Annotated in this window: 23 protein-coding genes and 1 other RNA gene; 8 read left to right on the forward strand and 16 right to left on the reverse strand. The window is 41.2% G+C overall.

From position 1 onward, the window contains the following. Positions 1-42: 42 nt before the first annotated feature. From BJI48_RS08125 to BJI48_RS08140, 4 genes are all read right to left on the reverse strand, one after another. Positions 43-585: a PepSY domain-containing protein gene (locus BJI48_RS08125; RefSeq protein WP_095333849.1), complete on the reverse strand. Its 543-nt coding sequence runs from the start codon at positions 583-585 to the stop codon at positions 43-45. A 144-nt stretch (positions 586-729) separates the two neighbouring features. Continuing rightward, a complete protein-coding gene (locus tag BJI48_RS08130) occupies positions 730-1,902 on the reverse strand; it encodes a glutathionylspermidine synthase family protein (RefSeq protein ID WP_095333851.1) in 1,173 nt (390 codons plus the stop codon). 9 nt (positions 1,903-1,911) lie between these two features. After that, the gene (locus tag BJI48_RS08135) at positions 1,912-2,541 is read right to left on the reverse strand and encodes a UPF0323 family lipoprotein (protein ID WP_095333853.1); all 630 of its coding nucleotides are present in this window, start codon (positions 2,539-2,541) and stop codon (positions 1,912-1,914) included. Between the two features lie 38 nt (positions 2,542-2,579). Next, a complete protein-coding gene (locus tag BJI48_RS08140) occupies positions 2,580-3,326 on the reverse strand; it encodes a disulfide isomerase (protein WP_095333855.1) in 747 nt (248 codons plus the stop codon). 70 nt (positions 3,327-3,396) lie between these two features. Here BJI48_RS08140 and BJI48_RS08145 point away from each other — a divergent pair, with 70 nt between their 5' ends. Together BJI48_RS08145 and kdsB are read left to right on the forward strand one after the other, a co-directional pair. Then, complete coding sequence (locus BJI48_RS08145) at positions 3,397-3,966, forward strand: ferric reductase-like transmembrane domain-containing protein (RefSeq protein ID WP_095333857.1); 570 nt, start codon at positions 3,397-3,399, stop codon at positions 3,964-3,966. Continuing rightward, positions 3,963-4,706: a 3-deoxy-manno-octulosonate cytidylyltransferase gene (gene kdsB, locus BJI48_RS08150; protein ID WP_095333859.1), complete on the forward strand. Its 744-nt coding sequence runs from the start codon at positions 3,963-3,965 to the stop codon at positions 4,704-4,706. The genes BJI48_RS08145 and kdsB overlap by 4 nt, the downstream gene beginning before the upstream one ends. A gap of 74 nt (positions 4,707-4,780) precedes the next feature. On the opposite strand, the gene rny is transcribed toward kdsB, so the two are convergent. Beyond that, positions 4,781-6,352 (reverse strand): ribonuclease Y, encoded by a 1,572-nt coding sequence (gene rny / locus BJI48_RS08155; RefSeq protein WP_095333862.1) that lies wholly within the window; start codon positions 6,350-6,352, stop codon positions 4,781-4,783. Next, positions 6,297-6,935 (reverse strand): 5-formyltetrahydrofolate cyclo-ligase, encoded by a 639-nt coding sequence (locus BJI48_RS08160; protein ID WP_095333864.1) that lies wholly within the window; start codon positions 6,933-6,935, stop codon positions 6,297-6,299. The genes rny and BJI48_RS08160 overlap by 56 nt, the downstream gene beginning before the upstream one ends. Positions 6,936-6,968: 33 nt before the next feature. On the opposite strand from BJI48_RS08160, the gene BJI48_RS08165 reads away from it, so the two are divergent. Genes BJI48_RS08165 through radA form a run of 3 tightly spaced genes read left to right on the forward strand, consistent with a single transcriptional unit; the run spans position 6,969 to position 9,827 of the window. Then, the gene (locus BJI48_RS08165) at positions 6,969-7,592 is read left to right on the forward strand and encodes a hypothetical protein (RefSeq protein WP_095333867.1); all 624 of its coding nucleotides are present in this window, start codon (positions 6,969-6,971) and stop codon (positions 7,590-7,592) included. 15 nt (positions 7,593-7,607) lie between these two features. Then, a complete protein-coding gene (gene ftsY / locus BJI48_RS08170; RefSeq protein ID WP_095333869.1) occupies positions 7,608-8,477 on the forward strand; it encodes a signal recognition particle-docking protein FtsY in 870 nt (289 codons plus the stop codon). Positions 8,478-8,480: 3 nt separating this feature from the next. After that, positions 8,481-9,827, forward strand: a complete 1,347-nt coding sequence (gene radA, locus BJI48_RS08175; protein ID WP_095333872.1) for a DNA repair protein RadA — start codon at positions 8,481-8,483, stop codon at positions 9,825-9,827. Between the two features lie 19 nt (positions 9,828-9,846). Here radA and BJI48_RS08180 read toward each other — a convergent pair whose 3' ends face one another. The 4 genes from BJI48_RS08180 to lolA form a co-directional block, all read right to left on the reverse strand. Further along, positions 9,847-11,082, reverse strand: a complete 1,236-nt coding sequence (locus BJI48_RS08180; protein WP_095333874.1) for a GNAT family N-acetyltransferase — start codon at positions 11,080-11,082, stop codon at positions 9,847-9,849. A 433-nt stretch (positions 11,083-11,515) separates the two neighbouring features. Beyond that, the gene (locus BJI48_RS08185) at positions 11,516-11,722 is read right to left on the reverse strand and encodes a 4-oxalocrotonate tautomerase family protein (RefSeq protein WP_095333876.1); all 207 of its coding nucleotides are present in this window, start codon (positions 11,720-11,722) and stop codon (positions 11,516-11,518) included. Between the two features lie 152 nt (positions 11,723-11,874). Continuing rightward, positions 11,875-12,242, reverse strand: a transfer-messenger RNA (tmRNA) gene (gene ssrA, locus BJI48_RS08190). Between the two features lie 32 nt (positions 12,243-12,274). Then, positions 12,275-12,796, reverse strand: coding sequence for a LolA-like outer membrane lipoprotein chaperone (gene lolA, locus BJI48_RS08195; RefSeq protein WP_095333878.1), 522 nt, complete (start codon positions 12,794-12,796; stop codon positions 12,275-12,277). Positions 12,797-12,900: 104 nt separating this feature from the next. On the opposite strand from lolA, the gene secA reads away from it, so the two are divergent. The 3 genes from secA (at position 12,901) to BJI48_RS08210 (ending at position 17,133) form a co-directional block, all read left to right on the forward strand. Beyond that, positions 12,901-15,495 carry a preprotein translocase subunit SecA gene (secA, locus tag BJI48_RS08200; RefSeq protein WP_095333880.1) on the forward strand — a complete coding sequence of 865 codons (2,595 nt, stop codon included), beginning with the start codon at positions 12,901-12,903 and terminating at the stop codon, positions 15,493-15,495. Continuing rightward, entirely contained in the window at positions 15,485-16,720 is a 1,236-nt protein-coding gene (locus tag BJI48_RS08205; RefSeq protein WP_095333882.1) for an ABC transporter permease, read from the forward strand. Before secA ends, BJI48_RS08205 begins: the two co-directional genes overlap by 11 nt. Positions 16,721-16,887: 167 nt before the next feature. Next, positions 16,888-17,133 (forward strand): RNA-binding protein, encoded by a 246-nt coding sequence (locus tag BJI48_RS08210; RefSeq protein WP_095333884.1) that lies wholly within the window; start codon positions 16,888-16,890, stop codon positions 17,131-17,133. Positions 17,134-17,166: 33 nt separating this feature from the next. On the opposite strand, the gene thiE is transcribed toward BJI48_RS08210, so the two are convergent. From thiE to BJI48_RS08240, 6 genes are read right to left on the reverse strand one after another with little or no spacing between them, the layout of a single operon-like run. Next, complete coding sequence (gene thiE / locus BJI48_RS08215; RefSeq protein ID WP_343286671.1) at positions 17,167-17,769, reverse strand: thiamine phosphate synthase; 603 nt, start codon at positions 17,767-17,769, stop codon at positions 17,167-17,169. Positions 17,770-17,775: 6 nt separating this feature from the next. Beyond that, on the reverse strand, positions 17,776-18,714 hold the full coding sequence (hemC, locus tag BJI48_RS08220) for a hydroxymethylbilane synthase (RefSeq protein WP_095333888.1): 939 nt from the start codon (positions 18,712-18,714) through the stop codon (positions 17,776-17,778). After that, positions 18,711-19,166 carry an FxsA family protein gene (locus BJI48_RS08225; RefSeq protein ID WP_095333890.1) on the reverse strand — a complete coding sequence of 152 codons (456 nt, stop codon included), beginning with the start codon at positions 19,164-19,166 and terminating at the stop codon, positions 18,711-18,713. The genes hemC and BJI48_RS08225 overlap by 4 nt, the downstream gene beginning before the upstream one ends. 1 nt (position 19,167) lies before the next feature. Continuing rightward, positions 19,168-20,916 (reverse strand): proline--tRNA ligase, encoded by a 1,749-nt coding sequence (locus BJI48_RS08230; protein WP_095333892.1) that lies wholly within the window; start codon positions 20,914-20,916, stop codon positions 19,168-19,170. A gap of 11 nt (positions 20,917-20,927) precedes the next feature. Further along, on the reverse strand, positions 20,928-22,298 hold the full coding sequence (gene hemA, locus BJI48_RS08235) for a glutamyl-tRNA reductase (RefSeq protein WP_095333894.1): 1,371 nt from the start codon (positions 22,296-22,298) through the stop codon (positions 20,928-20,930). Further along, positions 22,298-23,191 (reverse strand): polyprenyl synthetase family protein, encoded by an 894-nt coding sequence (locus BJI48_RS08240; protein WP_095333896.1) that lies wholly within the window; start codon positions 23,189-23,191, stop codon positions 22,298-22,300. The genes hemA and BJI48_RS08240 overlap by 1 nt, the downstream gene beginning before the upstream one ends. Between the last annotated feature and the right edge of the window lie 2 nt (positions 23,192-23,193).

The following is a 23,193-nucleotide window of genomic DNA, read 5'->3' on the forward strand; positions in this document are numbered from 1 at the left end:
TAATGGTGAATATTTAAGATAATATGAAGAAAATTTGGGGTTTTAAAGACTTAAATACCCCAAAAATATCGTTAGTGCCAATCCAGCCAAAAAACACAATGCCATCTCTTTGCGCTTATTTTTACAAAATGCTGTCATCACCACCCCGCTGATATAAAACAACACCAAAGAAATACCAAACGCCACGCTCAAAATATCAAAATACCATTTTGCCTTTGCCTTATGCAACATAATCATATTGCCAAGCAATCCCCGTTGCACCGATTGGATAATGGTTTGATTATTTTTGACCTCAAGCGTGATGGCGTATTTTGCAGACCCCACCAACAAAGCCCCACGATAGTCTCTAGGATTCATATCGCTTGGAAGCTTAATGTGGTGTTTCAATAAAAAATCAATCAAAAAATCAAATTGTTTTTCTTGAGGGATGACTTCTTCAACCACCCATTTTTGCTTTTTTGCACCAAAATCTTGATTCAAGCCAAAAATATAAACAATCCCCGTAATGGCAAAAAGCAATGCCATCGGCAACAAAAATATACTGACATAAATATGAAACTGATGAGAAATTTTTTTGATTTTCATTATTTAACCTTAATGTTTAATTTTACAAAATTATAATCTGTGTATATGAAATATTTGTGAAGCCCCTCGATCTAAATTGAAAGTTTTTGAAACGTATTAAAAGTATTCTATCTCGCCCAATAAGGGGCTTTGCCCCCCATAAACTCAGCCAATCATATGGCTAACAAATTTCGAATAATTATCCATAATCAACCCGCCTTTTCTAAAGCCTAGACCACAAGATTCGTAGGCATAAAATACATTGGGCTGGTAATAAAAATCCCCGTGCTGGTTGAGGGCATAAAATTCCTGATAAACCGGCTTATGATTATGATAAATGCCATCATTTTTTGCGATCACGTTTAACGATGGTTCCAAAATCTCAATATTTGCGCCCTCACGCCCAAATGCGGTCTTTTTGACTTGTTGTTTGCCTTTGAGTGGTTCGTAGCTGGTTTCCAAAAGCAAGGGATGATTTGGGAACATATCCCATAAAAGCTTCAAAAAACGCTTGCTTTGAAACAACAGCGTATAAGCTGGGTTTAAAAAAATCGTGTTTTTGTTTTCCATCATTGATTGCATTATCAAGGCGAGTTCAGGCTCATCGATGGCGATATTTTCCCAAGGCAAGAGTTTGAATAAAAACTCATAATTTTCTCCTTGTGCAAACGCCCCCTCATCGGGACTAAACACCACCTCATCAATGAAGCAAAAAGACGTCTCAAACCCCGCACTTCTAGCAATCTCTTGGAGAAATCTTGTCGTTCTTTCTTCTTCGCTATTGCCTTTCACGCTAGAAAACAAAATCTTCCAGCCCTCATAGATTGCCTCAAAATCACTGGTATCCTCACCGAGCGTAATCATCCGCTTGAAATTCTCCCCGATCGCCTCATAAAGGTTATTGAATTGCAGATTGGAATCATAGCCGTTGTATTTGAGCATCGCCCATTGCACCACAGAGGTTTCATAAAGCATCGTAGGTGTATCGGCATTAAATTCCAAAAGCTTGATAGGTCTGCCATCAAGCCCGCCAGCCAAATCAAAACGCCCATAGAGATGCCAGTGGATTTCTTCTTCCCAGCTTTGTTTGATCATCGGCACCAAGACATTGGGAATATCAAGCTCAAAAAACAAATCATTCTCGATGGCATATTCTGCGGTTTTAACATACATATCATAAAGCTCGTTGCAAGCCTCATAATACGCATCGGCTTCTTTTTGAGAGATCACGACCATTTCGTTTTCGATATAAGGCGTATTATCCGGATCAGTATGCCAATCCAAGCCAATTTCTTCAAGCCTAGCTTTATCTAGAGGTTTTAAAGGTATTATTTCCATCGTTTGCCTTTATGCGCCAAATGAGCTGGTGCTTCTATTGGTTGTGCTAGTGGAATTGCCACCAAAAAAGCCACTTTTTGCCCCACTCGCAGTCCTTGAGGCTGCCCCTGCTGATGATGTATTTTTGAAGCTGTTTTTGCTTCTTTCATAGGCTTGCGGGGATTTATAATTCCTTTGGCTATTTTGTTGGTATGCAGGATTATTAAAGAGCTTATTGCCGATATAACTACCCAAAATCGCCCCAGCAGCACTCGCTAATATCGCCCCACCCAGCCCCAGACCGCCACTTGCATTGGGATTTGTAAGCTCGCTGGTGCCATTATCGATTTTATTTTCTTCTTGCTTGATGAGTGCTTGAATCTCCTCATCGCTAAGGACCTTTTCATTTCCCTGCAAATCCCGAACAACCACGTGGGTTTTGGCACTAGGGTATTCTTCAGCGACCTTGTAGCCTCCTGTTGGCTGTTCTTCAAGGATAACAAACGCCCCTTTTTGGACAGCATTTGCAATCCCAGCATTTTGGCTGGTGTTTTCACCAGAATCACGACCAGAATCACTGCAAGCTGCCAAACTCACCACAACAACGGCACTCAACCCACCAATGATGGCATAATCGGATATTTTTCTAAAATGTTTCATCCTGCCTCCCTATTAAAAATTTAAATGGTTTCTTGACCTTATTGGTTATATTCATAAATATAAGGAACGTATTTAATCAACCCAGAATCTGTGATTTTCTTAGTGATATTTTCAACTTTTTTGAGCTCTTTTTCTGGCTTTTCTTTGGGCTCATATGTCGGGGCATAGATTTGTTTTAATATCTGGATTTTCTCTGCGGGGGTTTTAGCGGATTTGATTTTTTCTAAAATAATGCTTGATTTGATAGCAGATTTTTCGCCCAAAAACCCTACAAGAATCATCTTTACATTGGTTTCTTTCAATCGCGAATCGATGTCTCTGAGTTCATTTTGGCAATGCGGGCACATCGGATCAGAAACGATATAGGTAACTTTCTGGTTGCCCTTTGTGGTTGAGGGCAAATCAATCACATAATCATCGGGAATGGATTCAAATAGCGTCTTGAGCTTGGCGCTATTTTGTTGTTGGGAATTATGCGCCTGGGCGGTTTGATAAAATTGATTCACAAGCTCGGCGTCCTTTTTTTCATTGGCAAAAAATACATTGCTTAGCCCGATGATGACGTTGCCATCTTTGCTGGTAAAAATAGGGATTTGATACTTCGTGCTGGGGTCTTCAATAATTGCAACTTTAAGCTCGGGATTGGACTGGAGGGATTGGATTTTGAGGACAGAGACATTTTTGCCTGTCTGTTTTTGGATAATGTTGGCAATATTTTTTTCCACATTCGCTTGGGCGAAGCTAAAAGCAAAAAATATCAATGCAACAGGTAAGATTTTTTTCATAAATTCTCCTTGATTTCAGATAAAATCGCATTTTATAGCAACTTTGTCAATATTACCAAAAGGCACGCAATTGAAATATTCCAGCATTTTTTTTAGCATTTTTTTAGGCGCAATGCCTGCGATTTATCTTTTTTATCAGTTCGCCACAGGTTTTTATGGCGCAGAACCGACTAAGGCAATCCTGCATTTTTTGGGGGATTGGAGCATTTATTTTTTGCTTGGGACATTGGGGATTTTATGGTTTTGCCGGCTTGGCAAAATCCCTTTTAAACAGCTACCTATCATCACCAAAATCTTTGGAAATTATGCGTTTTTATATGCTTTAGGGCATATTTTTTGTTATATTCTTTTTGAACAAGGGGGCAGTTTATACCTAACATTTGATGAGATTGCCCGCCGTATTTATTTGTTATTGGGAATGATGGGATTTTTATGTTTGGTGATTTTAAATATTTTTTCGATATTTTTTTCACGTTTTTTCCCGCGATTCTCCGCCCTCATCTACCCAGCTGGATTTTTGGGGAGTATCCACTATCTGCTAGGGCAAAAAATCCCCAGCCTTTCATCTTATGGGATTTTTTTCGCATTTTTTATTTTACTTTGTGTTAAGCTTTTATCAAAAAATAAGGATAAAAAATGATCATCATCCCCGCACGGCTTGATTCTAGCAGATTCCCCAAAAAACTCCTCGCCCCTATCAATGGCATCCCGATGATAATCGCCACCGCACGCAACGCCCAAAAAGTCGATGATGTCGTCGTTGCTTGCGATTCTAGCGAATTGCTTGGAATCTGTGAAGCCCATAAGATAAAAGCCGTCTTGACAAGCACACAACACACCAGTGGGACGGATAGATGTGCGGAGGCAGTCAAGATTCTTGGACTCAAAGCAGATGAAATCATCATCAATGTCCAAGGCGATGAGCCTTTTTTGGAAACTGCCGTCATTGCGTTATTGAAAGAAAAAATGCAAAGCAGAGGATTTCAAAATGCCCCATTTATGGGAACTTGCGCAAAAATCATCGAAAAAACCCAAATCCACGATACCAATCTCGTAAAAGTCATCTTAGATAAAAACAGCGAGGCGATCTATTTTTCCAGGCTTCCTATCCCCTACAGCCGAGAAGGAATGGATAACCCGCTACTAGAAAACTACCCGTATTTGGGGCATTTGGGGATTTATGGCTTTTCTGCAGGCTCGCTAGAAGAATTTTGCAGTCTCAAAAAAAGCCCATTAGAAGACATCGAAAAGCTCGAGCAACTCCGAGCCATCTATCACCAAAAGCCTATTTTTGTATGCATTGTTTCAAGCAAAAGTATTGGTATTGACACACCCCAAGATCTCCAAAATGCCCTCAAACAATTCAAAAATCTAGCGTGAATCTTGGCGTGCAAGCTTGAGTTAGCAAAACTAGCACGCCAAATCTTGCCTACCAAAATCTTGCCTGTCAAAATCTAGCGTGCGAACTCAACCGCACGGCTTTCACGGATCACGCTGACTTTGATTTCTCCGGGATATTGGAGCGAGGATTCGACTTCTTTGGCAATATCTCTAGCAAGCACAACACTTTGGGCATCATTGATGAGATCGGCACGCACAATCACACGCACCTCCCTGCCCGCATTGATAGCATACGCCTGCTTGACCCCCATTTTATCCATAGCGATACGCTCCAAATCCTGCATACGATTCAAAAAGCTTTCAAGCACTTCTCGCCTCGCCCCAGGACGACCTGCCGAGAGGGTATCAGCCGTGCAAACCGCTGCAGCTTCAATGCTTTGAATTTCTTCATCGCCGTGATGTGCCATAATCGCATTGATAACGATGGGGTGTTCTTTGTAGCGTTTGCAGATTTCAGCACCTAACGTTACGTGATTCCCGCCAGATTCTTGGGTGAGGGCTTTGCCAATATCGTGCAAAAGCCCCGCTCTGCGGGCAAGCTTTTCATCACCGCCAAGCTCCCCAGCGATGACCCCAGCAAGATTGGCTGTCTCAATCGAATGCCCCAAAGCATTTTGCCCGAAACTCGCCCGATATTTCATCTTGCCAATGAGGCGTTTTAGCTCCGGGTGCATATAGCCTAGCCCCATATCCATCACGATATTTTCGCCATCTTGGAGGACTTGGGCTTCCATCTCCGCACTCACTTTGGCATAGACTTCCTCAATCCTTGCAGGCTGTATCCTGCCATCTTCGACCAAAAGTTCAATGGTTTTTGTCGCAATTGCACGCCGATAGAGATTAAAACTACTCAAGATAATCGTCCCCGGGGTATCATCGATGATCACATCGACCCCGCTGATCATTTCAAGCGTTTTGATATTCCTACCCTCTTTGCCAATAATCCTGCCTTTGAGTTCATCGCTAGGCAAATTCACCACGTTGATGAGGCGCTCGGTGGCAAACTCTCCTGCAAACCTCGTGGTAGCTTGTGCGATGACATAATTAGCTTTTTTCATCGCTTCATCTCTGGCTTCACGCTCACACCGCCGAATAAGTGCAGCTTTTTGCTGGGCTAATTCATCTTGGAGGTGATCTAAAATCAAATTTTTTGCTTCTTCTTTGGTATAGCCTGTGTAACCTACAAGCGTATCGATAGCCCTTTGTTTGGCGTCTTGGTATTCTTTGATAAGCTTATTTTGGGCTTCATATTCAATGAGGAGTTTATTTTTTAGATCAGAAACTTTCTGCTTTTCTTCTTCAAGAAAGGTAATTTCTCTTTCAAATTTTTGGCTCATCTTGTCTTCTTGTTTTTGGAGCAAAGCCAATTTATCTTGGTAAGTTTTGGTGATTTCTGAGGTTTTATTATCGTATTTTTTTTTCAATTCAAGCTCGATCTCTTGGGCTTTGATCTGCTCGTTTTTTAAAAGTGTTCTCGCTTCGTATTCGATAGCTTGGGCTTTTGCCTTTGCTTGTTCGATGATCACGTTGGCATTGGAGCTAAAAATCTTTTTAGAGATAAAAAATACGCTAATCCCCACGCCTAAACCAAATATTATAAATCCTATTACTAAGTATCCTATCATCAATCCCTCTTTTTATAACGCAAAAACTACTAATAAATTTATCGCCAAAAATGTCATAATCATCTGTAATAATGCGTTTTGAGACAATCATTCTCCTGCTAATAAAAATCACATTTGGGCGGTAAGGCAAGGCTTGAAAAAACCTATCATACATCCCTTTTCCAAATCCTATGCGCTTGAATTTTTTATCCATCCCCAAAACAGGAACGACTGCTGTATCGATTTTTGTTAAATAAAATAACGATTTTCTGGCTTCGAAAATATGGTATTTATTCTGATACAAAGGCAAACGAAATGGTATCATCTTAAAACTAACTCCATCGATATGGGGGATGAAAACCCGTATTTTGGTCCGCTGTCTTAGCCAAGCGATCAAAGGATAAACATTCACCTCCATCGCCATCGGGCAATACAGCAACACGCTTTTTGCGTTGCGTGCGATGAGTTCTTGCTTCAAAAGTGCAATGGTTTTTTTGTCTTCAAAATTGACTTTTTTGCACCCAGCCTGCAAGTGCGCTTTGCAAATTTTACGAAATTGTGCCTTTATCCTCGCTCCCTTAATTTGTGTTATGTATAATGGCACATTTTAAAACTTTCAAACTTAAAAAGGAAATCAATGAGATATTTTTATGCTTTGATTATGATTTTGGTGCTTTTGAGCGGGTGTACCGATAGAGGCGAGCATAAAAATCAGGTCAAATACACATTCAGCGATCAAAACGGGCAAACATTTCAAATACAGAGCGATTTTGACACCCTACATAGGCACACACAAGATCTTAAAGAAAATGATAACGTTACATTCATAATGTTTTTAGACCTCGCCTCTAGCGATGCCAAAGACTATATCCTCCATATCAATCACCTCAAGCTTACGTTCCCAAAAGCTGATATTTTGGGTATCTTGACCCAGCCGTATTCTCCAGAAGAGATCAAAGACTATATCCAAGCTAATAACGTGGATTTCACGCTATTAAACCCAAAAGATTCCAAAAATATCTTTAATGATTTTGCCAAAAAGGTTCAAAAAAATGGCGTCTTAAAAAACACTGCCCAAGAAGCCAAAGAATCTGAAGAAAATGCCCCAAAAGAACAGAATGCAGAAGAACAAAAACTATCATTAAAAATCCCTTATTTTGTGCTTTATGACAAATCAGGAAAAAAATATCAAACCTACAGCGGTGTCGTGATGGAAGAAATGTTTGCCTACGATATTAACACACTGCTAAAAACCCACTAAAAAGGCAAAATATAGATGTTTAATCTATTCAAAAAAACCGCCCAAAATATCACCGCTATCATCGGCACAAAAAGCCCCACTATCGACAAGGACAAGCTCGAAGAGGCATTGATTGAATCAGACATTGCCTATGAAATCATCGATACCCTCCTATCCCATCTCCCCCAAACCATCAAAAGAAACGAGCTTGAAGTCGCATTACAGCGATTTTTTCGGGGGGAAAGCTATTATGACAAAATCACGCCCAAAAAAATCCACACCAAACCCCTGGTTGAACTCATCATCGGCGTGAATGGAGCAGGCAAGACCACCACCATTGCCAAGCTTGCTAACAAATACAAATCGGAGGGCAAAAAAGTCCTTTTGGGTGCGGGGGATACATTTCGTGCAGCTGCAAGTGAGCAACTCAAACTCTGGAGTGAAAAAATCGGCACAGACATCATCACCACGCAAAATGGTGGCGATCCTAGTGCGCTTGCTTTTGACACGATCCAAGCCGGTATCGCTCGGGGTGTGGATAACATCATCATCGACACAGCTGGCAGACTGCATAATCAAACCAATCTCAAAAACGAATTGGCAAAAATCACACGGGTATGCACAAAAGCCCTAAACAATCAAGATTTCTACAAAATCCTGATTCTTGATGGCACGCAGGGGAGTTCAGCTATCACGCAAGCAAAAATATTCCACGAAACCCTCCAAATCGATGGGGTCATCATCACCAAACTCGATGGGACTTCCAAAGGCGGGGCGATTTTGAGCATTATTTATGAACTCAAGCTCCCGATTTTGTTTTTGGGAATCGGAGAAAAAGCCAGCGACCTGGTCGCATTTGAAGAAAACGCCTATATCCAGAGCATTTTAGATTCGATTTTTGAGTAAAAAATGGCAAAAAAAACTTTCACACTTTTTGAATGCCAACACTGCGGGTTTCAAAGCACCAAATGGATGGGAAAATGCAGTAATTGCGGGGCGTGGGAAAGCCTCGTGGAACTCTCAAATGCCCAAATCCAAAGCCTCAAAGAAACCAAAGTCCTCCATTCAAGTGCCACAGCGACGCCTATTACGGATGTGGCATATGAAGACATTACCAAATTCCCCTCCACACAAGCTGAACTTGACATCGTGCTTGGCGGGGGGATTGTGCCAGGAGGTTTGTATCTTGTTGGCGGGAGTCCGGGCGTGGGGAAATCCACCCTGCTTCTAAAAGTCGCAGGCGGGCTTGCTCACACAGGAAAAAAGGTCCTTTATGTCAGCGGTGAGGAAAGTGCGGGGCAAATCAAACTCCGAGCCCAACGCCTTGATTGTGTGGAAGAAAATCTTTTCTTGCTTAATGAAATCGATCTAAGCTCCATCAAAGCCAATCTCACCACCAAGCAATACGCTGTTTGCATTATTGATTCGATCCAGACGATTTATTCCCCCCAGATCGCCTCTGCACCTGGCTCGATTTCGCAGGTGCGTGAGATTACCTTTGAATTAATGCGCTTAGCCAAAGAGCATAATATCGCGATCTTTATCATCGGGCATATCACCAAAGAAGGCTCAATCGCTGGTCCTAGGGTGCTTGAACATATGGTCGATACGGTGTTGTATTTTGAGGGCGATCCGAGCCGGGAACTCCGAATGCTTCGGGGATTTAAAAATCGTTTTGGCAACACGAGCGAAGTGGGGATTTTTGAAATGGGTGCTAGCGGGTTAGTTAGTGCAAAAAATGCCTCGAAGATGTTTTTTTCGCAAAAACGCCCGTTGCCCGGAAGTGCTGCCACGGTGATTTTGGAGGGTTCGCGTGCGCTTGTGCTTGAGATCCAAGCATTAGTAAGCGAGATGAGTTTTGGTGCGCCCAAACGCTCAGCCACCGGCTTTGATACCAATCGCTTGAGTATGCTTTTGGCACTTTTGGAGAAAAAAATCGAAATCCCACTCAATCGCTACGATGTCTTTATCAATGTAACCGGGGGAATCAAAATCACGGAAACGAGTGCGGATCTCGCTGTGATTGCGAGTATTCTTTCAAGCTTTAGAAATCGCCCTTTGAGTAACAAAACCGCTTTCATCGGCGAAGTGAGCCTCACAGGGGATATCAGAGAAATCAGCAATATCGATACGAGGCTCAAAGAGCTTGAAAGCTATGGATTTGAAAATGCGATCTTGCCAAAAAAACCTAGTGGCAAAACGGCTATCAAATGTTTTGAAGCCACCGAAGTTGCCAAGATTTTGGATTGGATGTAAAAAATCTAAAAAATTACCTCTAAATAAAATCAGAGATATAAGGCGATTCGTGCAAAAGCACATCATCGAGCCTTTGTATGGAATGCTCATCGCCTCTAATACGCTCCAAACGACAAAGCTGTGCGACGGTTTTGTATCCAAGCAACAATGTGCTTAAAGTCGCTATATCCATCGCAACCCTATAATCAGGCTTTTTTTCACCATCAAGTTTTTCTTGGGTGATAGCGCATTTTCCTTTGTGGAACAAAACCACAAAAGTGCGATGATTCCAATCTAGCACTGAATCGGTGATCTCAAAAGAAATGCGGACATTTTCCTCAAAAGGATCACAAGGGTATTGCAAAAAAAACTGCTCTACATCGGTAATGCGTCCCATAATATAGGGGCGTATGCTTTCTCTAATATCCCCATCATCCATATCAAACGCAATCGGTTCGTTAAAATAAGTATTCCCAGAAACCTCATCAATCATCGAATCGTGGGCGTGGATATACTCCCACAAGCCTTTTTGGGCTTCTCTGTTGAGATAAATCATCTCTTTGATATGCATTGTATCACGCTTGATGAGATAGACCATATAGCCAAGTGGTTTATCTTGAAGATCATAATACACCGCTACGACACTATCATCTTCATCCCATCGCCAATACTCCTGCCAAGCTAAAGCATTGCGAAACAAACAGCCGTGGGTTTGCTTGGCAAACTGGGTGTGGAGACCCATAAAATCAGCATTATCCCAATTCACACGCCGGACGTATCCGGGCGCCTTTGCTTTTGAGGGGATTTGCCTGTCTTTGATACGATAAGAGATTTTATTGGATACGATTTCCCAGCCATATTTGCGATATAGCGGGATAGAATAAGGGTAAAGCAACGCAAGGCATTGGCGTTTTTCTCTCATACGCAACAAACTTTTTTTCATCAATCTTGACATAATACCCTTGCCTGAATACTCAGGATAAGTCGAAACACTCGTTACAAACCCGACTGAATAAATCGCATTGTAGATATTCATTTCTAGCGGATATACAGCAAATTGGGAGATAAGATTTTCCCCATCATAACACCCAAGAATATCGGCACGCTCGAGCACAGGAAATTTCGACTGCTTGATCTCATCGTCGTGCCAACCCGCACTGATGAGATCTTCTTCGGTAACCTGAAAGGCATAGCGCAAAAGCGCATTGTATTGATCGACATCACTGGTGGTCAGATTGCGTATGGAGTAGTTAAAACTTTTATCGGCATTTTTCATATTTTTTCTCCAAATAGCCCCAATTATATCCAAAACTCCCAACCATTGGGTTGCAAAGAGAATCAAGAAATAATGCGTAGATTGTGAAAAACTAGCCAAGCAAGAGAGTTAAAAACTCAAAAAAACGATGGAAAAAGTAACTATAGGGTCGAGATGTAGGGAACACTAGCAAGGCTTTTATTATTCTCTAAATTGTTTGCTCTAATAAATTTAATATCTCAAAAGAACTCTCGTTGCGTTAGGCTTAGTTAAAATATCTTATTAAAAAATTTCCAATTATATTTAAAAGCTACATAAGCGATAATAGGGGCAATAAAAAAGCGATACTAAATAAAATATTCACTATCATTTTTTTAACTCCTTTAATTCGTTTTCCAAAACATTGAGCTTTAAGATATTAAAATAAAAACCTGTTTAACTTATATTTATAAAACTAAACTTTATTTCTTACTTCAGTGATACTCTCCCCGCCTAAGCCATAGTTATCGGTGTCTATTTCATCAATAATAACAATCGTAGAAGCCTTGTTTTTATTAAGAACTTTAGATAAAAGCTCTGTAACTCCCACAATAAGTTCTTTTTTTTGTTCAGTAGTAGGGCAACCTTGTTCTTTTGTAATACGGATATTAACAAATGGCATAAACATTCCTTGATTTTAGTTTTATTTTGTTTGCATTATAAGAAAAAATCATATAGATTTCAATGCAACACAATGATAAAATATATTATTTAAAAAATCAGAAAATATTTAAAAAAGTAATAATAAGTAACAAAAAGATTATAAAAAAGTATTGGTGGAGCTGTGGGGAATCGAACCCCAGTCCAAAAACCATATCCAACAAGGGCGTCTACATACTTAGAAGGAATTGAAAAATCTTTTCACGCAGATACTCAAATCCCCAAAATACCCACGCAAGCAGCCAAAATCTTTCTCCACAAACAAGGCAGTTTATAGAGGCAACTAGCATTGTGATGGTCCCGCGAGGTGAGCTAGTATCACCAAGCAGACCAGCTCCTAAGAGTAGGTTAAACTCACGCTACTTTTGCGTAAGCTGGAGCGTAATTTGTATTGTTTGCGTTTATTTTTTTGTGCAGTTTTACAGCGTGCCGCTGGTATGCAACCCAAGCGATACAGCTCCTGTCGAAGCCGTGTCAGCCCCATTAATGCCAAAAAGCACGCCATTATAGCAAATTATTGCTGGATAATATCAATATTATCACCAGGCACGAACACAAAATCGCTATCTTTAAGCGGGATATTGAGGCGAACATTTTTAAATTTGATACTAACTTCATTCCCAAATTCATCTTGAAATTCAAGCAAATCGGGCTTTTTGTCCTTGAAAGTCAAAAAATAAGATATTTTTCCAATAACCGAACGATACCGCCCGTCTTTTTGCAAAACCGCCCCTTTGATAATGGAAAAAAAATCAGTTTTTTCCTCCAAATGCGTGATGGTGGCTTGATAGAGATTCGGCTCATAAATCACGACATTTTGGGCATTGATATAAATCTCTTTTTTCAATGGCTTAACATACGTCCATTTTGCAAAATCAGGGACTTTCGCCTCAATGCTACCTTGATAAAAAATCTTCCCCCCATCTTCGGTGGCAACACTCTGGACAAAATCTGCCCAAAAGCTTTTTATCCCCTCTCCTGCCCCATACAAACCGCTGCTAAGCACCAACAAAACCAACGCTTTTAAAACCCACATTTATGACCTTAATTTCCTATCTAGTTCAAAAGAATTTTATTGTAACTATGTTAGAATTTACTTTAGCTTAAAGAAATTATTAAAAAATTGCGAAGGTGGGCCAAATGATACAAACACTGATAGGAAAAATCGTCGGCACAAGGAACGATAAATTGATCAAAAAATATCAAAAACGCGTTCAAGCCATCAATGCCCTAGAGCCCAAATATCAGGCAATGGACGATGAGGCACTCCAAAAAGAATTTGACCTGCTTAAAACAATGGTGCAAAACCAAGAAAAAAGCCTTGATGATGTCCTAGAAAAAAGCTTTGCTATCACCAGAGAAGCCTCTAAACGGGTCTTGAATATGCGCCATTTTGACGTCCAGCTCATCGGGGGAATGGTCCTAAACGATGGAAAAATCGCCGAAATGAAGACTGGTGAGGGAAAAACGCTCGTAGCAACCTTGGCAGTTGCCTTGAATGCGATGTGTGGCAAGAGCGTGCACGTCGTCACCGTGAATGATTATCTCGCCAATCGAGACGCCAAAGAAATGGAACCACTTTATGATTTTTTGGGCTATAGTATCGGGGTGATCACTGCGGAGACAAAAGATGATAATTCACGGCTAGAAACCTACGCCAAAAACATCGTTTATGGCACGAATAACGAGTTTGGCTTTGATTATCTACGCGACAATATGAAATATTCCCTTGATCAAAAAGTCCAAAAAGAGCATTTTTTTGCCATCATTGATGAAGTCGATTCGATTTTGATCGATGAAGCCCGAACACCCCTTATCATCTCTGGTCCTGTCAATCGCAAAATGGAAAATTACGAATCTGCCGACAAGGTCGCCCAAAAATTAAAACCTAAAGATGATTTTAGTATCGATGAAAAAAACCGCGTTATCCTTATCACCGAAGATGGTATCAAAAAAGCCGAAGAACTTTTTGGAATCGAAAACCTCTACAGCATAGAGAATGCCGCACTTTCACACCATCTCGACCAAGCCCTTAAGGCAAATTATCTCTTTGCCAAAGACAAAGACTATGTTGTCCAAGATGGTGAGGTTATCATCGTAGATGAATTTACCGGCAGGCTTAGTGAGGGGCGCAGATTTAGCGAGGGCTTGCACCAAGCCCTAGAGGCCAAAGAAGGTGTGAGGATAAAAGAAGAAAGCCAAACCTTAGCCGATATTACTTTCCAAAATTATTTTAGGCTGTATGAAAAGCTCTCCGGGATGACAGGGACGGCACAAACAGAGGCGAGCGAATTTTTGCAAATCTATAATCTTGAAGTCGTTTCCATCCCTACAAATGTCCCCATCAAAAGAAAAGACCTCAATGATTTGATCTACAAAAGCGAAGCAGAAAAATTTGAAGCTGTCATCAAAAAAATCAAAGAACTTCACGCCAAAGGCCAACCTGTCCTTGTCGGCACTGCAAGTATCGAAAAAAGCGAGGTCTTGCACCATCTCCTCCAAAAAGAGCGTATCCCACACACCGTGCTGAATGCCAAACAACACACAAAAGAAGCTGAAATCATTAAAGATGCCGGCAAAAAAGGTGCGGTTACTATCGCAACAAATATGGCTGGTAGGGGTGTGGATATCAAACTGGAAGAAGAAATCAAAGAACTTGGCGGGCTTTATATCATCGGCACAGAAAGACACGAAAGTCGCCGTATCGATAACCAGCTTCGAGGCAGGAGCGGCAGGCAGGGCGATCCAGGAACAAGCCAATTTTATCTCAGCCTAGAAGATCCCTTGCTTCGGATATTTGGGAGCGATCGTATCAAGGGCGTGATGGAAAAATTGGGGTTAAAAAATGGCGAACATATCGAATCGGGGCTTGTAACCCGTTCGGTAGAAAATGCCCAGAAAAAAGTAGAAAATCTGCATTTTGAATCCCGAAAACATCTCCTAGAATACGATGATGTCGCTAATGAACAGCGAAAAACCGTGTATAAGTTTAGAAACGAGCTTTTAAACCCAGACTACAATATGAACGCCCGCATTGAAGAAAATCGCCGATATGCCCTTACCCAAAGCCTAGCACGGCTCCAGACATTTGAAAATCAAGAGGGGCAAAATAGCGATTTAAAAGCCCTAAAAGCCATCATCAAAGAAGACTTTGGCTTAGATCTCACAATGGGTAAATCAGACCCACAGAATGAGGCAAATAGCAAAGATATGGACGATTATGATTTTGTCTTAGAAAAACTCACCCAAACCTATGAGAAAAAAATGTCCGCCCTAGAACCAGAGCAAAGAAATGAGATTGAAAGGATTATTTATCTACAAATCCTCGATAACGCTTGGCGAGAACATCTCTACACGATGGATAATCTCAAAACCGGTATCGGTCTGCGAGGATACAACCAAAAAGACCCGCTGGTAGAATACAAAAAAGAAAGCTACAATCTATTCTTAGAACTCATCGACTCCATCAAAACAGAAGCCATCAAAACACTCCATATTATCCAGCTCCAAGCACAAGATGATAAAGAAGTCCAAGATTCTGCTCAAAAGATTATCGAAGAACTCGAACAATCCCAAGAAATGCTCGGCTACAACACCGAAGCTATCGAGCAAGATATTAATCCCAAAAAAATATCCCGAAACGATCTATGCCCGTGCGGTAGTGGCAAAAAATACAAACAATGCCACGGCAAAAGCGGGCCAAAAAAAGGACTATTGGCAGGCAATGCAAAATAAAATAACTTTGAATGCGTTTTTGATCAAACGCTACTTGCGTTTTGACAAAAACCAGCCTTTCATCTCCATCACCGCCATACTGGCATTTTTGGGCGTTGGGGTGGGTGTGATGGTCTTGATCGTTGCGATGGCGATTATGAATGGGATGACTAAAGAGTTTGAAAAAAAACTTTTCGTGATGAATTATCCCCTCACGTTGTTTGCCACAACCAGCAAGGGCATTTCACAAAGCGTGCTTGAAAGCTTGGAAAATAGATTCCCCGAGCTTTCTTTTAGCCCCTATCTGCGGATGCAATCAGTTGCTAGGGCCAATGGCGTAATGTCTGCGGGCATTGTCTTTGGTGTGGATGCCAAAAGAGAAGCTAAGATCAATGAAATATTTGCAAAAGCTCTAAAAAATTCAAATATCTCAGATTTTTATCAAGACGAGTTTTCTGTTATCGTTGGGGAGGGGTTGAGAGATTTGTTAATGCTTGAAAATGATTCTAAAATCAGCCTATTTTTTACAAAACTCCAGCCAACTGGGCTGACATTTTCGCCCACGATGAAACGATTTGACGTTAAAGGTTTTTTTGACTCCGGACTCAAAGCCTATGATACAAGCTATATTTACACCAATCTAACTGCCCTCGCAGCGATCAAAAATATCGGCACGGGCATTTATGATGGTATCCATATTTTTTCTCCAAAGCCACAAGAAGACATCCACGCCATCAAACAGGCACTTTTAGAGATTCCCAATGCCGGTGTGGGGATTGAGGGCTGGTGGCAACAAAACGGCAATTTTTTCTCAGCGATGGCGCTGGAGAAACGGGCATTATTTATTGTGTTGATGTTGATTATCTTGATGGCATCATTGAATATCATCAGTTCTTTGCTGATGGTGATTATGAACCGACGCAAAGAAATCGCACTCCTTTTGAGCCTTGGGGCGACCGCTACTGAAATCAAAAAAACATTTTTTTGGCTGGGGAATTGCATTGGGATGGGAGGGATTTTATTAGGCGTTGTTTTATCGATGGGGGTTTTGTATGTGCTTTCTACTTTCCCCATCATTTCGCTCCCCGCAGATGTCTATGGCATCACCAAGCTCCCTATCGACCTCTCGCTTATCGACTTTTTTTCCACTATCATCGGGGCGATGGTGATTGTTTGTATAGCGTCGTATTATCCAGCAAAAAAAGCCTCCCAAATCGATGCGTTATCGGTTTTGAGAAACGAATAAAGCATTTTAATTGTTTTTAAGCTTAACTAGCCTACCATTACAATACTTTAGTATGTAAGTTTGAGTTCTTATTGGTATTTTCGCATTCCTGATTCCTCGACCTACACATTAAAGAGCAAGTGTTTGTTGAGGCGTGCCTCTGATTTTTAGTTTAATGGAGAATAGATTTGAAAAGTATTTATGTAGGAAATCTCGCCTATAGTGCGACCAACGAGGATATCAAAGAGCTTTTTAGCAAATACGGCAATGTCGTATCAGTGAAGCTTGTGAGCGACAGAGAAACTGGCAGAGCAAAAGGTTTTGGTTTTGTAGAAATGGAAGATGATCAAGCGCTCAAGGCTATCAGCTCTCTTGATAATACTGAATTTATGAGTCGGACTATTCGGGTGAATGAAGCGAATCCCAAAAGATAACGCAACCCAAAAAACAATCCAACATTGGAAAGATTAATCCTCTTTCCAATGCTCCATCATCATTCTAGCATTCCTTGCAACATTCCCTTTCCATAGCCCCCCAATCACAGCGACCATTTCGACATCTTTGAGTAAATGAATATTGTTTGTGTCAATCCCCCCAATCGCACAAATCGGAATCTTTAATGTTTGTTTTGCTTTTTTGATGGTGTCTAGCGATACCTTTTTGGCATTGGGCTTGGTTTTGGAGTCAAAAACAGCACCAAATGCCACATAATCTGCACCATCTTCTTGGGCTTTATATGCCAATTCCAAACTATCATAGCAAGAAATGCCAATCTTGCCCTTGAAGCGAATCTTTGCCTCATTCAAAGCGCAATCCTCTCGCCCAATATGCAATCCCCCTGCCCCAGATTCAATCGCCAAATCAATCCGATCATTGATAACAAATAAAACACCATTTTGCGAACAAAAATCAGCCAATGCTATCGCTAGATCTAAAATCTCTTTATCTGTGTGGGTTTTATCGCGCAACTGAAAAATCTTCAAACCACCCTTGATGGCAGATTCCAACAACTCAAAAATCCGCTCATAAGGCGTGAGAATCTCATCACTAATGCCATAAAGACCTTGCAACAAGGCTTATTCTCCAAACGCCATTTTCTGTGCCATCGCCAAAAGCTCTTTTGCCCCCTTTTGGATAAAACGACCTGCGAGCGTTTGAGCCAAATATTCTCCATCGCTAATGCCCCCACTAATCGTATCTTTAAGCATTTGCGTGCCATCAGGCAATCCCACAACTGCCCGCAGTGTTACTTCATCGCCAACAATAAAAGCATTCACGCCGATAGGCACTTGACAACCCCCCTCTAAAGCCCGCACAAAAGCGCGCTCAATACCGCAACATATCGCCGTGGGAGAATCGCTGAGCTTTTTTAACAAACCAAACACCTCAGAATCTTTGCACGCTTCGATACCCAATGCCCCTTGTCCCATCGCTGGAATCATCGCTTGCGTCGATAACGGCACAATGTGAGGGACATCTTTTGTGCTAATACCCAAACGTTTCACGCCAGCACTTGCCAAAATAATCGCATCAAATTCGCCGTTTTCAAGCTTTTTTAGCCGTGTTTGGATATTCCCACGCAAACTCTGGGTATCAATATCAGGACGCATTGCCTTGATTTGCATTGAACGTCGCAAAGAAGTCGTGCCTACCTTTGCTCCCTTTGGCAGGGCTTCTATGCCAATATAGCGATGGCTCAAAAAACAATCCCTAACATCTTCACGCTCCGTAATGCAAGCTAGATCCAATCCATCAGGAAAATCAACGGGGACATCTTTGAGGGAATGCACCGCTAGATCGATCGATTTTGTAAGCAACATTTCTTCAAGCTCTTTTGTAAATAACCCCTTGCCACCGATTTTTGCAAGCGGGACATCTAATATCTTATCGCCCTTTGTCTTTACAACCTGCAACTCCGCAGAAAGCCCCAATTCCTCTTGTATTCTTTTCTGGATATGTTCTGCTTGCCACAAAGCCAAAACACTCCCTCGTGTGCCGATAACAAGCTTTTTCATCGCTTCTCCTGCTTTGGATTTTTATCATCAGAAATGATTTCTACATCAATAACCTCATCATCTTTAAAAAAAGGCTTGGAGGGGCGATCAAAATTTTCAAAATGCTCGGGAGATTTTTTTAAAAAAGAATGATTAGCGATGATAAACCCTACGCATTCCAAAATAATCCCCAAACAATCACTCAAAACACCCGGCAGTATCAAAAAAATTGCCCCAAGCATTCTAAAAAAATTGCTACTTAAAAATCCCATTGGCGTCATTGTGCCACTAAACATTTGGGACAAATCCTCCAGTATATGCAAACGCTCACGAAATAAAATAAAAATCCCCAGAACCCCACTGATAATAATTTCTAAAAAAAATGTCCAGATGCCAAACTCGTGAATAAAATCCACAATCAAAAAAATCTCAAGCACCAGATACAAAAAACCCCCGACATACAAAAAAGGCATATCAATCCCTCTTCAAAATCGCAACAATTTCTTCAAATAGACCCTCGATTTTCAAATCTTGTTTTTGCAAATTTTGTCTATCGATAAGCTCAACACTTCCTCCAGCAAGGCTCTTGCCTACAATCAAGGCATATCTTGAACCGATAAGTTCAAAATCTGCCATCTTCGCCCCAAATCTCAAATCCCGCTCATCAAGCAACACATCCACGCCCGCACCTTGCAAATCCTCATAAATCGTGTGTGCGAAACGATTTTGCTCTACATCTTTTGTATTAGAAATAATAATGCTTAAATCAAAAGGCGCACTCGCCTTTGTCCAAACACAGCCTTTCTCATCGCTTTTTTGTTCCAAAATCGCTGGGAGCAGACGGCTCACCCCAATGCCATAACAACCCATCTCAAAAGGCATATTTTTGCCATCTTTGTCAAGAAAAACAGCCCCCAAGGCTTGCGAATATTTCTGCCCAAGCTTAAAGATATGCCCTACTTCAATACCTTTTTTATAGCCCAGCTTGCCTTTGCAATGCGGGCATTGATGACCTGGTTTTACCATCGCAATATCTTCATAAACTAGCCCCTCAAACGAACTCAAATCCACGCCCACAAAATGATAATCTGCCTCATTTGCTCCACAAATCAAATCCCGCTCATCTTTTAAATCGCTATCAAAAACGATATAACGTGCTTGGGTGATGTTCTTTAAGGCATAGGGGCCGATAAAACCGGGCTTAAGCCCTACATTTTCAATCTCACCAACACTAGCATCGACAAGCTCCAAAGCATCCGCACCCATTTTGTTGATAGCATTGAGGGCTTTAGTCATTTCAAGCTCATCATCGCCTCGCAAGAAAAAATAAACCAATTCAGGCTCTTTTCCTGAAGAAGAATCAAAAATAGCTTTCCTAACAACGGCTTTGATGGTAAAAAATTCATCCACCTTAAAAAAATCCGCGAGTTTTTCAATCGTGCCAACGCCTGGGGTGTAGAATTTTGCAAAAGAAGCCTTGGGCGGGTTTTCTGGCTCGGTGCGTTTAAAGCGCTTGGTTGCTTCAATATTAGCAGCATATTCGCATTCCTCACAGATGACAATCGTATCCTCACCACAATCAGCCAAGACGACAAATTCCTTGCTCCCACTCCCTCCAATCGCCCCACTATCAGCTTCCACCACTCTAAAATCAAGCCCCAAAGATGTGAAAATATTGCGATAAGTTTTTTCCATATTGGCAAATTCTCTTTCAAGATCTTGCTTATCAGCGTGAAAACTATAGGCATCTTTCATCACAAATTCTCGTGCGCGCATTAAGCCAAATCTCGGTCTTAGCTCATCGCGAAACTTCAGATGGAGCTGGTAGAGATTGAGCGGGAGTTGCTTATAGCTTTTCACATAGGATTTGATAATCTCTGTTACGCTTTCTTCGTGCGTAGGGCCCAAGACAAATTCATTTTCTTTTCTGTCTTTAAATCGCAAAAGCTCTTTGCCATACTTCTCATACCTCGCACTTTGTTTCCAGATATCAGCGGGGGTTACAAACCCCATCACGATTTCTTGAGCGCCTGATTGATTCATTTCTTTTCTAACAACACCAGAGATTTTGTCCAAAACCTTTTTCCCCAGGGGCAAAAAGTTGTAAATCCCGCTACCAATCTGATGGATAAAACCCGCACGGATCAAGAATTGATGGCTTTTGAGGACAGCGTCTTTTGGAGTTTCCTTGCTTGTAGGGATAAACATCTTGGAAAATAACATTGCAGTCCTTTTTAGTTTAGGGTTGTGTCATATTCGCATTTGTAGCGATTGATGAAAATTCCGTCTTCATCAATGTTAAAAACACTTTTGATTGCCTCAATGATGGGGTCAGCTTCCTCTTTGTCAGCAAATTTTTTGATGGTGATAGTAGGTTGGTGCAAAAATACATTAAAAGCGCTGTGGAGGATTTTTGCCACGTTTTCTTCATATTCTTTGGGAAGAAAACCTTTTTTTATCGCTCGGTCAAGCTCTTTTAAAGAAGCATCTTTAGCAAGCTCTCGCAATTTTTTGATCAAAGGCTCCACGCCCAAGCTCTGCAACCACCTGAAAAATTCCAACGTATAATATCCAATAATCTCATAGGCTTGTGTTGTATTTTTTTGCCTATTGGCAAGATTTTCATACACCACTTGCTCCAAATCATCCACGCTGAATAAAAAAATATTGTCAATGTTTGGTTTTTCGATGTCTCTAGGGACTGCCAAATCAAACCAAAAACGCCTAAAATCAGTCAGTTCTGTCATCGAGTTTAAAATAATAGGGCAAGGTGAGGAGGTCGCTGAAAACAAAAGCGGGTATTGATTGATAAGCGTGGGAAGCTCTGAAAAATTCCTCACTTCGATCAAATCACTAGATCCGTTGTCAAGCTCATTTGCCAATGCCAGCGCTTTTTGTTTGTTGCGATTGAGTAGCAAAATGCGATAACCACAGCTAAGCAAATGCTTGCTTGCTAGCACACCCATTTCACCAGCTCCCACAACGATAGCAATCTTATCGCTCAACCCGCTTTGCTCAAAGATAGCATTGGCTTGTTTGACTGCGACTGAAGCCACAGAAACCGCATTTTGTGAAATTTGCGTGGAGTTTCTGACTTGGGCAGCACATCGAAATGCAAAATGGATCAAACGGGTGAGATTCTTGCTACAAAATCCGTTATCAAAGCAAAACTTATAAGCACTTTTGAGCTGCCCGGCAATCTGGGTCTCTCCCACCACAATGCTATCTAAGCTACTCGCCACACAAAATACGTGATGGACAGCACCTTGATCGGTATAAATATCAGCAATTTCTTTGAGGTATTTCGCATCAATGCCTTTCGTTTTGGCAAGCAAATCCAAAACCACATCAGCAATAGTTTCCAAATCACAGCCATAGATATAGATTTCGACACGATTGCACGTTGCAAGCAACAGCACTTCTTCAATAGAGGGATTTTGGCTTTTTAGCGTCTGCAAAAAATCTTTTGATGAGCCACTAGTTGCCTCATTGGAATCAAAAGCGAGTTTTTCTCTTATGGAGATTTCAGTATTTTTGTGCGAAAAACTGAGTGCCAAATACCCTGCTGGGTGTTCGCCTGCCAAACGTTCGATTGTATGCCCCATCAAAACTCCCTATATATCATAGTTTCAACCACTTTTTCAAGAGATTGGTTATTCTCGTCTTTGATTGAGGCGAGTGCAAGATCGCCATATTTTCTAGCTTGTGCTTGCACTTGGGCGATGATATTGTGCGTGTCAAATTGAGCTTTCAACCATTCTTTAGCTTGCTCGCTGTCCTTTTTGAAATACGAAATCAATATCTTTTTATCATCGCCATCAAGGCATTCATAGAGCAAAATATAAGGCAGGGTTGTCTTACCTTCTTTAAAATCATTCATCGCTGGCTTGCCAAGCGTGCTGGTGTCTTGACTCACATCGAGCAAATCATCGATAATCTGAAAAGCAACCCCAAGATTGCATCCATAATCCCTATATTTGGCACTATCAAGTCCTGCCAAAATAGCAGCACTCTCCGCACTCGCTGTAATCAACGAAGCGGTTTTGTCCTTTAGCATCTGGAAATATTTTTGTTTATCAGGATTGAAGCCCTCGCTCAAAAATACATCATCGATTTCGCCTCTAGCAAGCGCAACAACAGCATTAGAAACACTTCTAGCGACCCTTTCATTGATCTTGGTGAGTTCAAAAAACGCTTTGGCATAAAATACATCACCCAACATAATGCTATTTTTGTTGCCAAAAACCGCATTGACAGAGGATTGCCCCCTGCGTGTTTCTGATTCATCAATCACATCATCGTGAAGTAGCGAGGCACTCTGGATCATCTCGATGATCGCACACAAATCAAGCGCTTTGGGATGATTATCACAAATCGCCAAAATGAGCTTGCTTCTTAGCATTTTCCCAGCAACCACTCCAGAAGCTAGCTTGGAGACATTGACATTACCAACCTGGGTGATAAAAGCCTCCATCTTGTTTTGAATCTGATCTAACATCT

It is taken from the genome of Helicobacter sp. 11S02596-1 (assembly GCF_002272825.1).
In the GTDB taxonomy this organism is placed as follows: domain Bacteria; phylum Campylobacterota; class Campylobacteria; order Campylobacterales; family Helicobacteraceae; genus Helicobacter_J.

Bases quoted from the DNA above. Each gene is read 5' to 3' on its own strand.
- BJI48_RS08125 (WP_095333849.1), bottom strand. From the start codon at position 585: ATGAAAATCAAAAAAATTTCTCATCAGTTTCATATTTATGTCAGTATA.
- BJI48_RS08130 (WP_095333851.1), bottom strand. From the start codon at position 1,902: ATGGAAATAATACCTTTAAAACCTCTAGATAAAGCTAGGCTTGAAGAA.
- BJI48_RS08135 (WP_095333853.1), bottom strand. From the start codon at position 2,541: ATGAAACATTTTAGAAAAATATCCGATTATGCCATCATTGGTGGGTTG.
- BJI48_RS08140 (WP_095333855.1), bottom strand. From the start codon at position 3,326: ATGAAAAAAATCTTACCTGTTGCATTGATATTTTTTGCTTTTAGCTTC.
- kdsB (WP_095333859.1), top strand. From the start codon at position 3,963: ATGATCATCATCCCCGCACGGCTTGATTCTAGCAGATTCCCCAAAAAA.
- rny (WP_095333862.1), bottom strand. From the start codon at position 6,352: ATGATAGGATACTTAGTAATAGGATTTATAATATTTGGTTTAGGCGTG.
- BJI48_RS08165 (WP_095333867.1), top strand. From the start codon at position 6,969: ATGAGATATTTTTATGCTTTGATTATGATTTTGGTGCTTTTGAGCGGG.
- ftsY (WP_095333869.1), top strand. From the start codon at position 7,608: ATGTTTAATCTATTCAAAAAAACCGCCCAAAATATCACCGCTATCATC.
- radA (WP_095333872.1), top strand. From the start codon at position 8,481: ATGGCAAAAAAAACTTTCACACTTTTTGAATGCCAACACTGCGGGTTT.
- BJI48_RS08180 (WP_095333874.1), bottom strand. From the start codon at position 11,082: ATGAAAAATGCCGATAAAAGTTTTAACTACTCCATACGCAATCTGACC.
- BJI48_RS08185 (WP_095333876.1), bottom strand. From the start codon at position 11,722: ATGCCATTTGTTAATATCCGTATTACAAAAGAACAAGGTTGCCCTACT.
- lolA (WP_095333878.1), bottom strand. From the start codon at position 12,796: ATGTGGGTTTTAAAAGCGTTGGTTTTGTTGGTGCTTAGCAGCGGTTTG.
- secA (WP_095333880.1), top strand. From the start codon at position 12,901: ATGATACAAACACTGATAGGAAAAATCGTCGGCACAAGGAACGATAAA.
- BJI48_RS08205 (WP_095333882.1), top strand. From the start codon at position 15,485: ATGCAAAATAAAATAACTTTGAATGCGTTTTTGATCAAACGCTACTTG.
- hemC (WP_095333888.1), bottom strand. From the start codon at position 18,714: ATGAAAAAGCTTGTTATCGGCACACGAGGGAGTGTTTTGGCTTTGTGG.
- BJI48_RS08225 (WP_095333890.1), bottom strand. From the start codon at position 19,166: ATGCCTTTTTTGTATGTCGGGGGTTTTTTGTATCTGGTGCTTGAGATT.
- BJI48_RS08230 (WP_095333892.1), bottom strand. From the start codon at position 20,916: ATGTTATTTTCCAAGATGTTTATCCCTACAAGCAAGGAAACTCCAAAA.
- hemA (WP_095333894.1), bottom strand. From the start codon at position 22,298: ATGGGGCATACAATCGAACGTTTGGCAGGCGAACACCCAGCAGGGTAT.
- BJI48_RS08240 (WP_095333896.1), bottom strand. From the start codon at position 23,191: ATGTTAGATCAGATTCAAAACAAGATGGAGGCTTTTATCACCCAGGTT.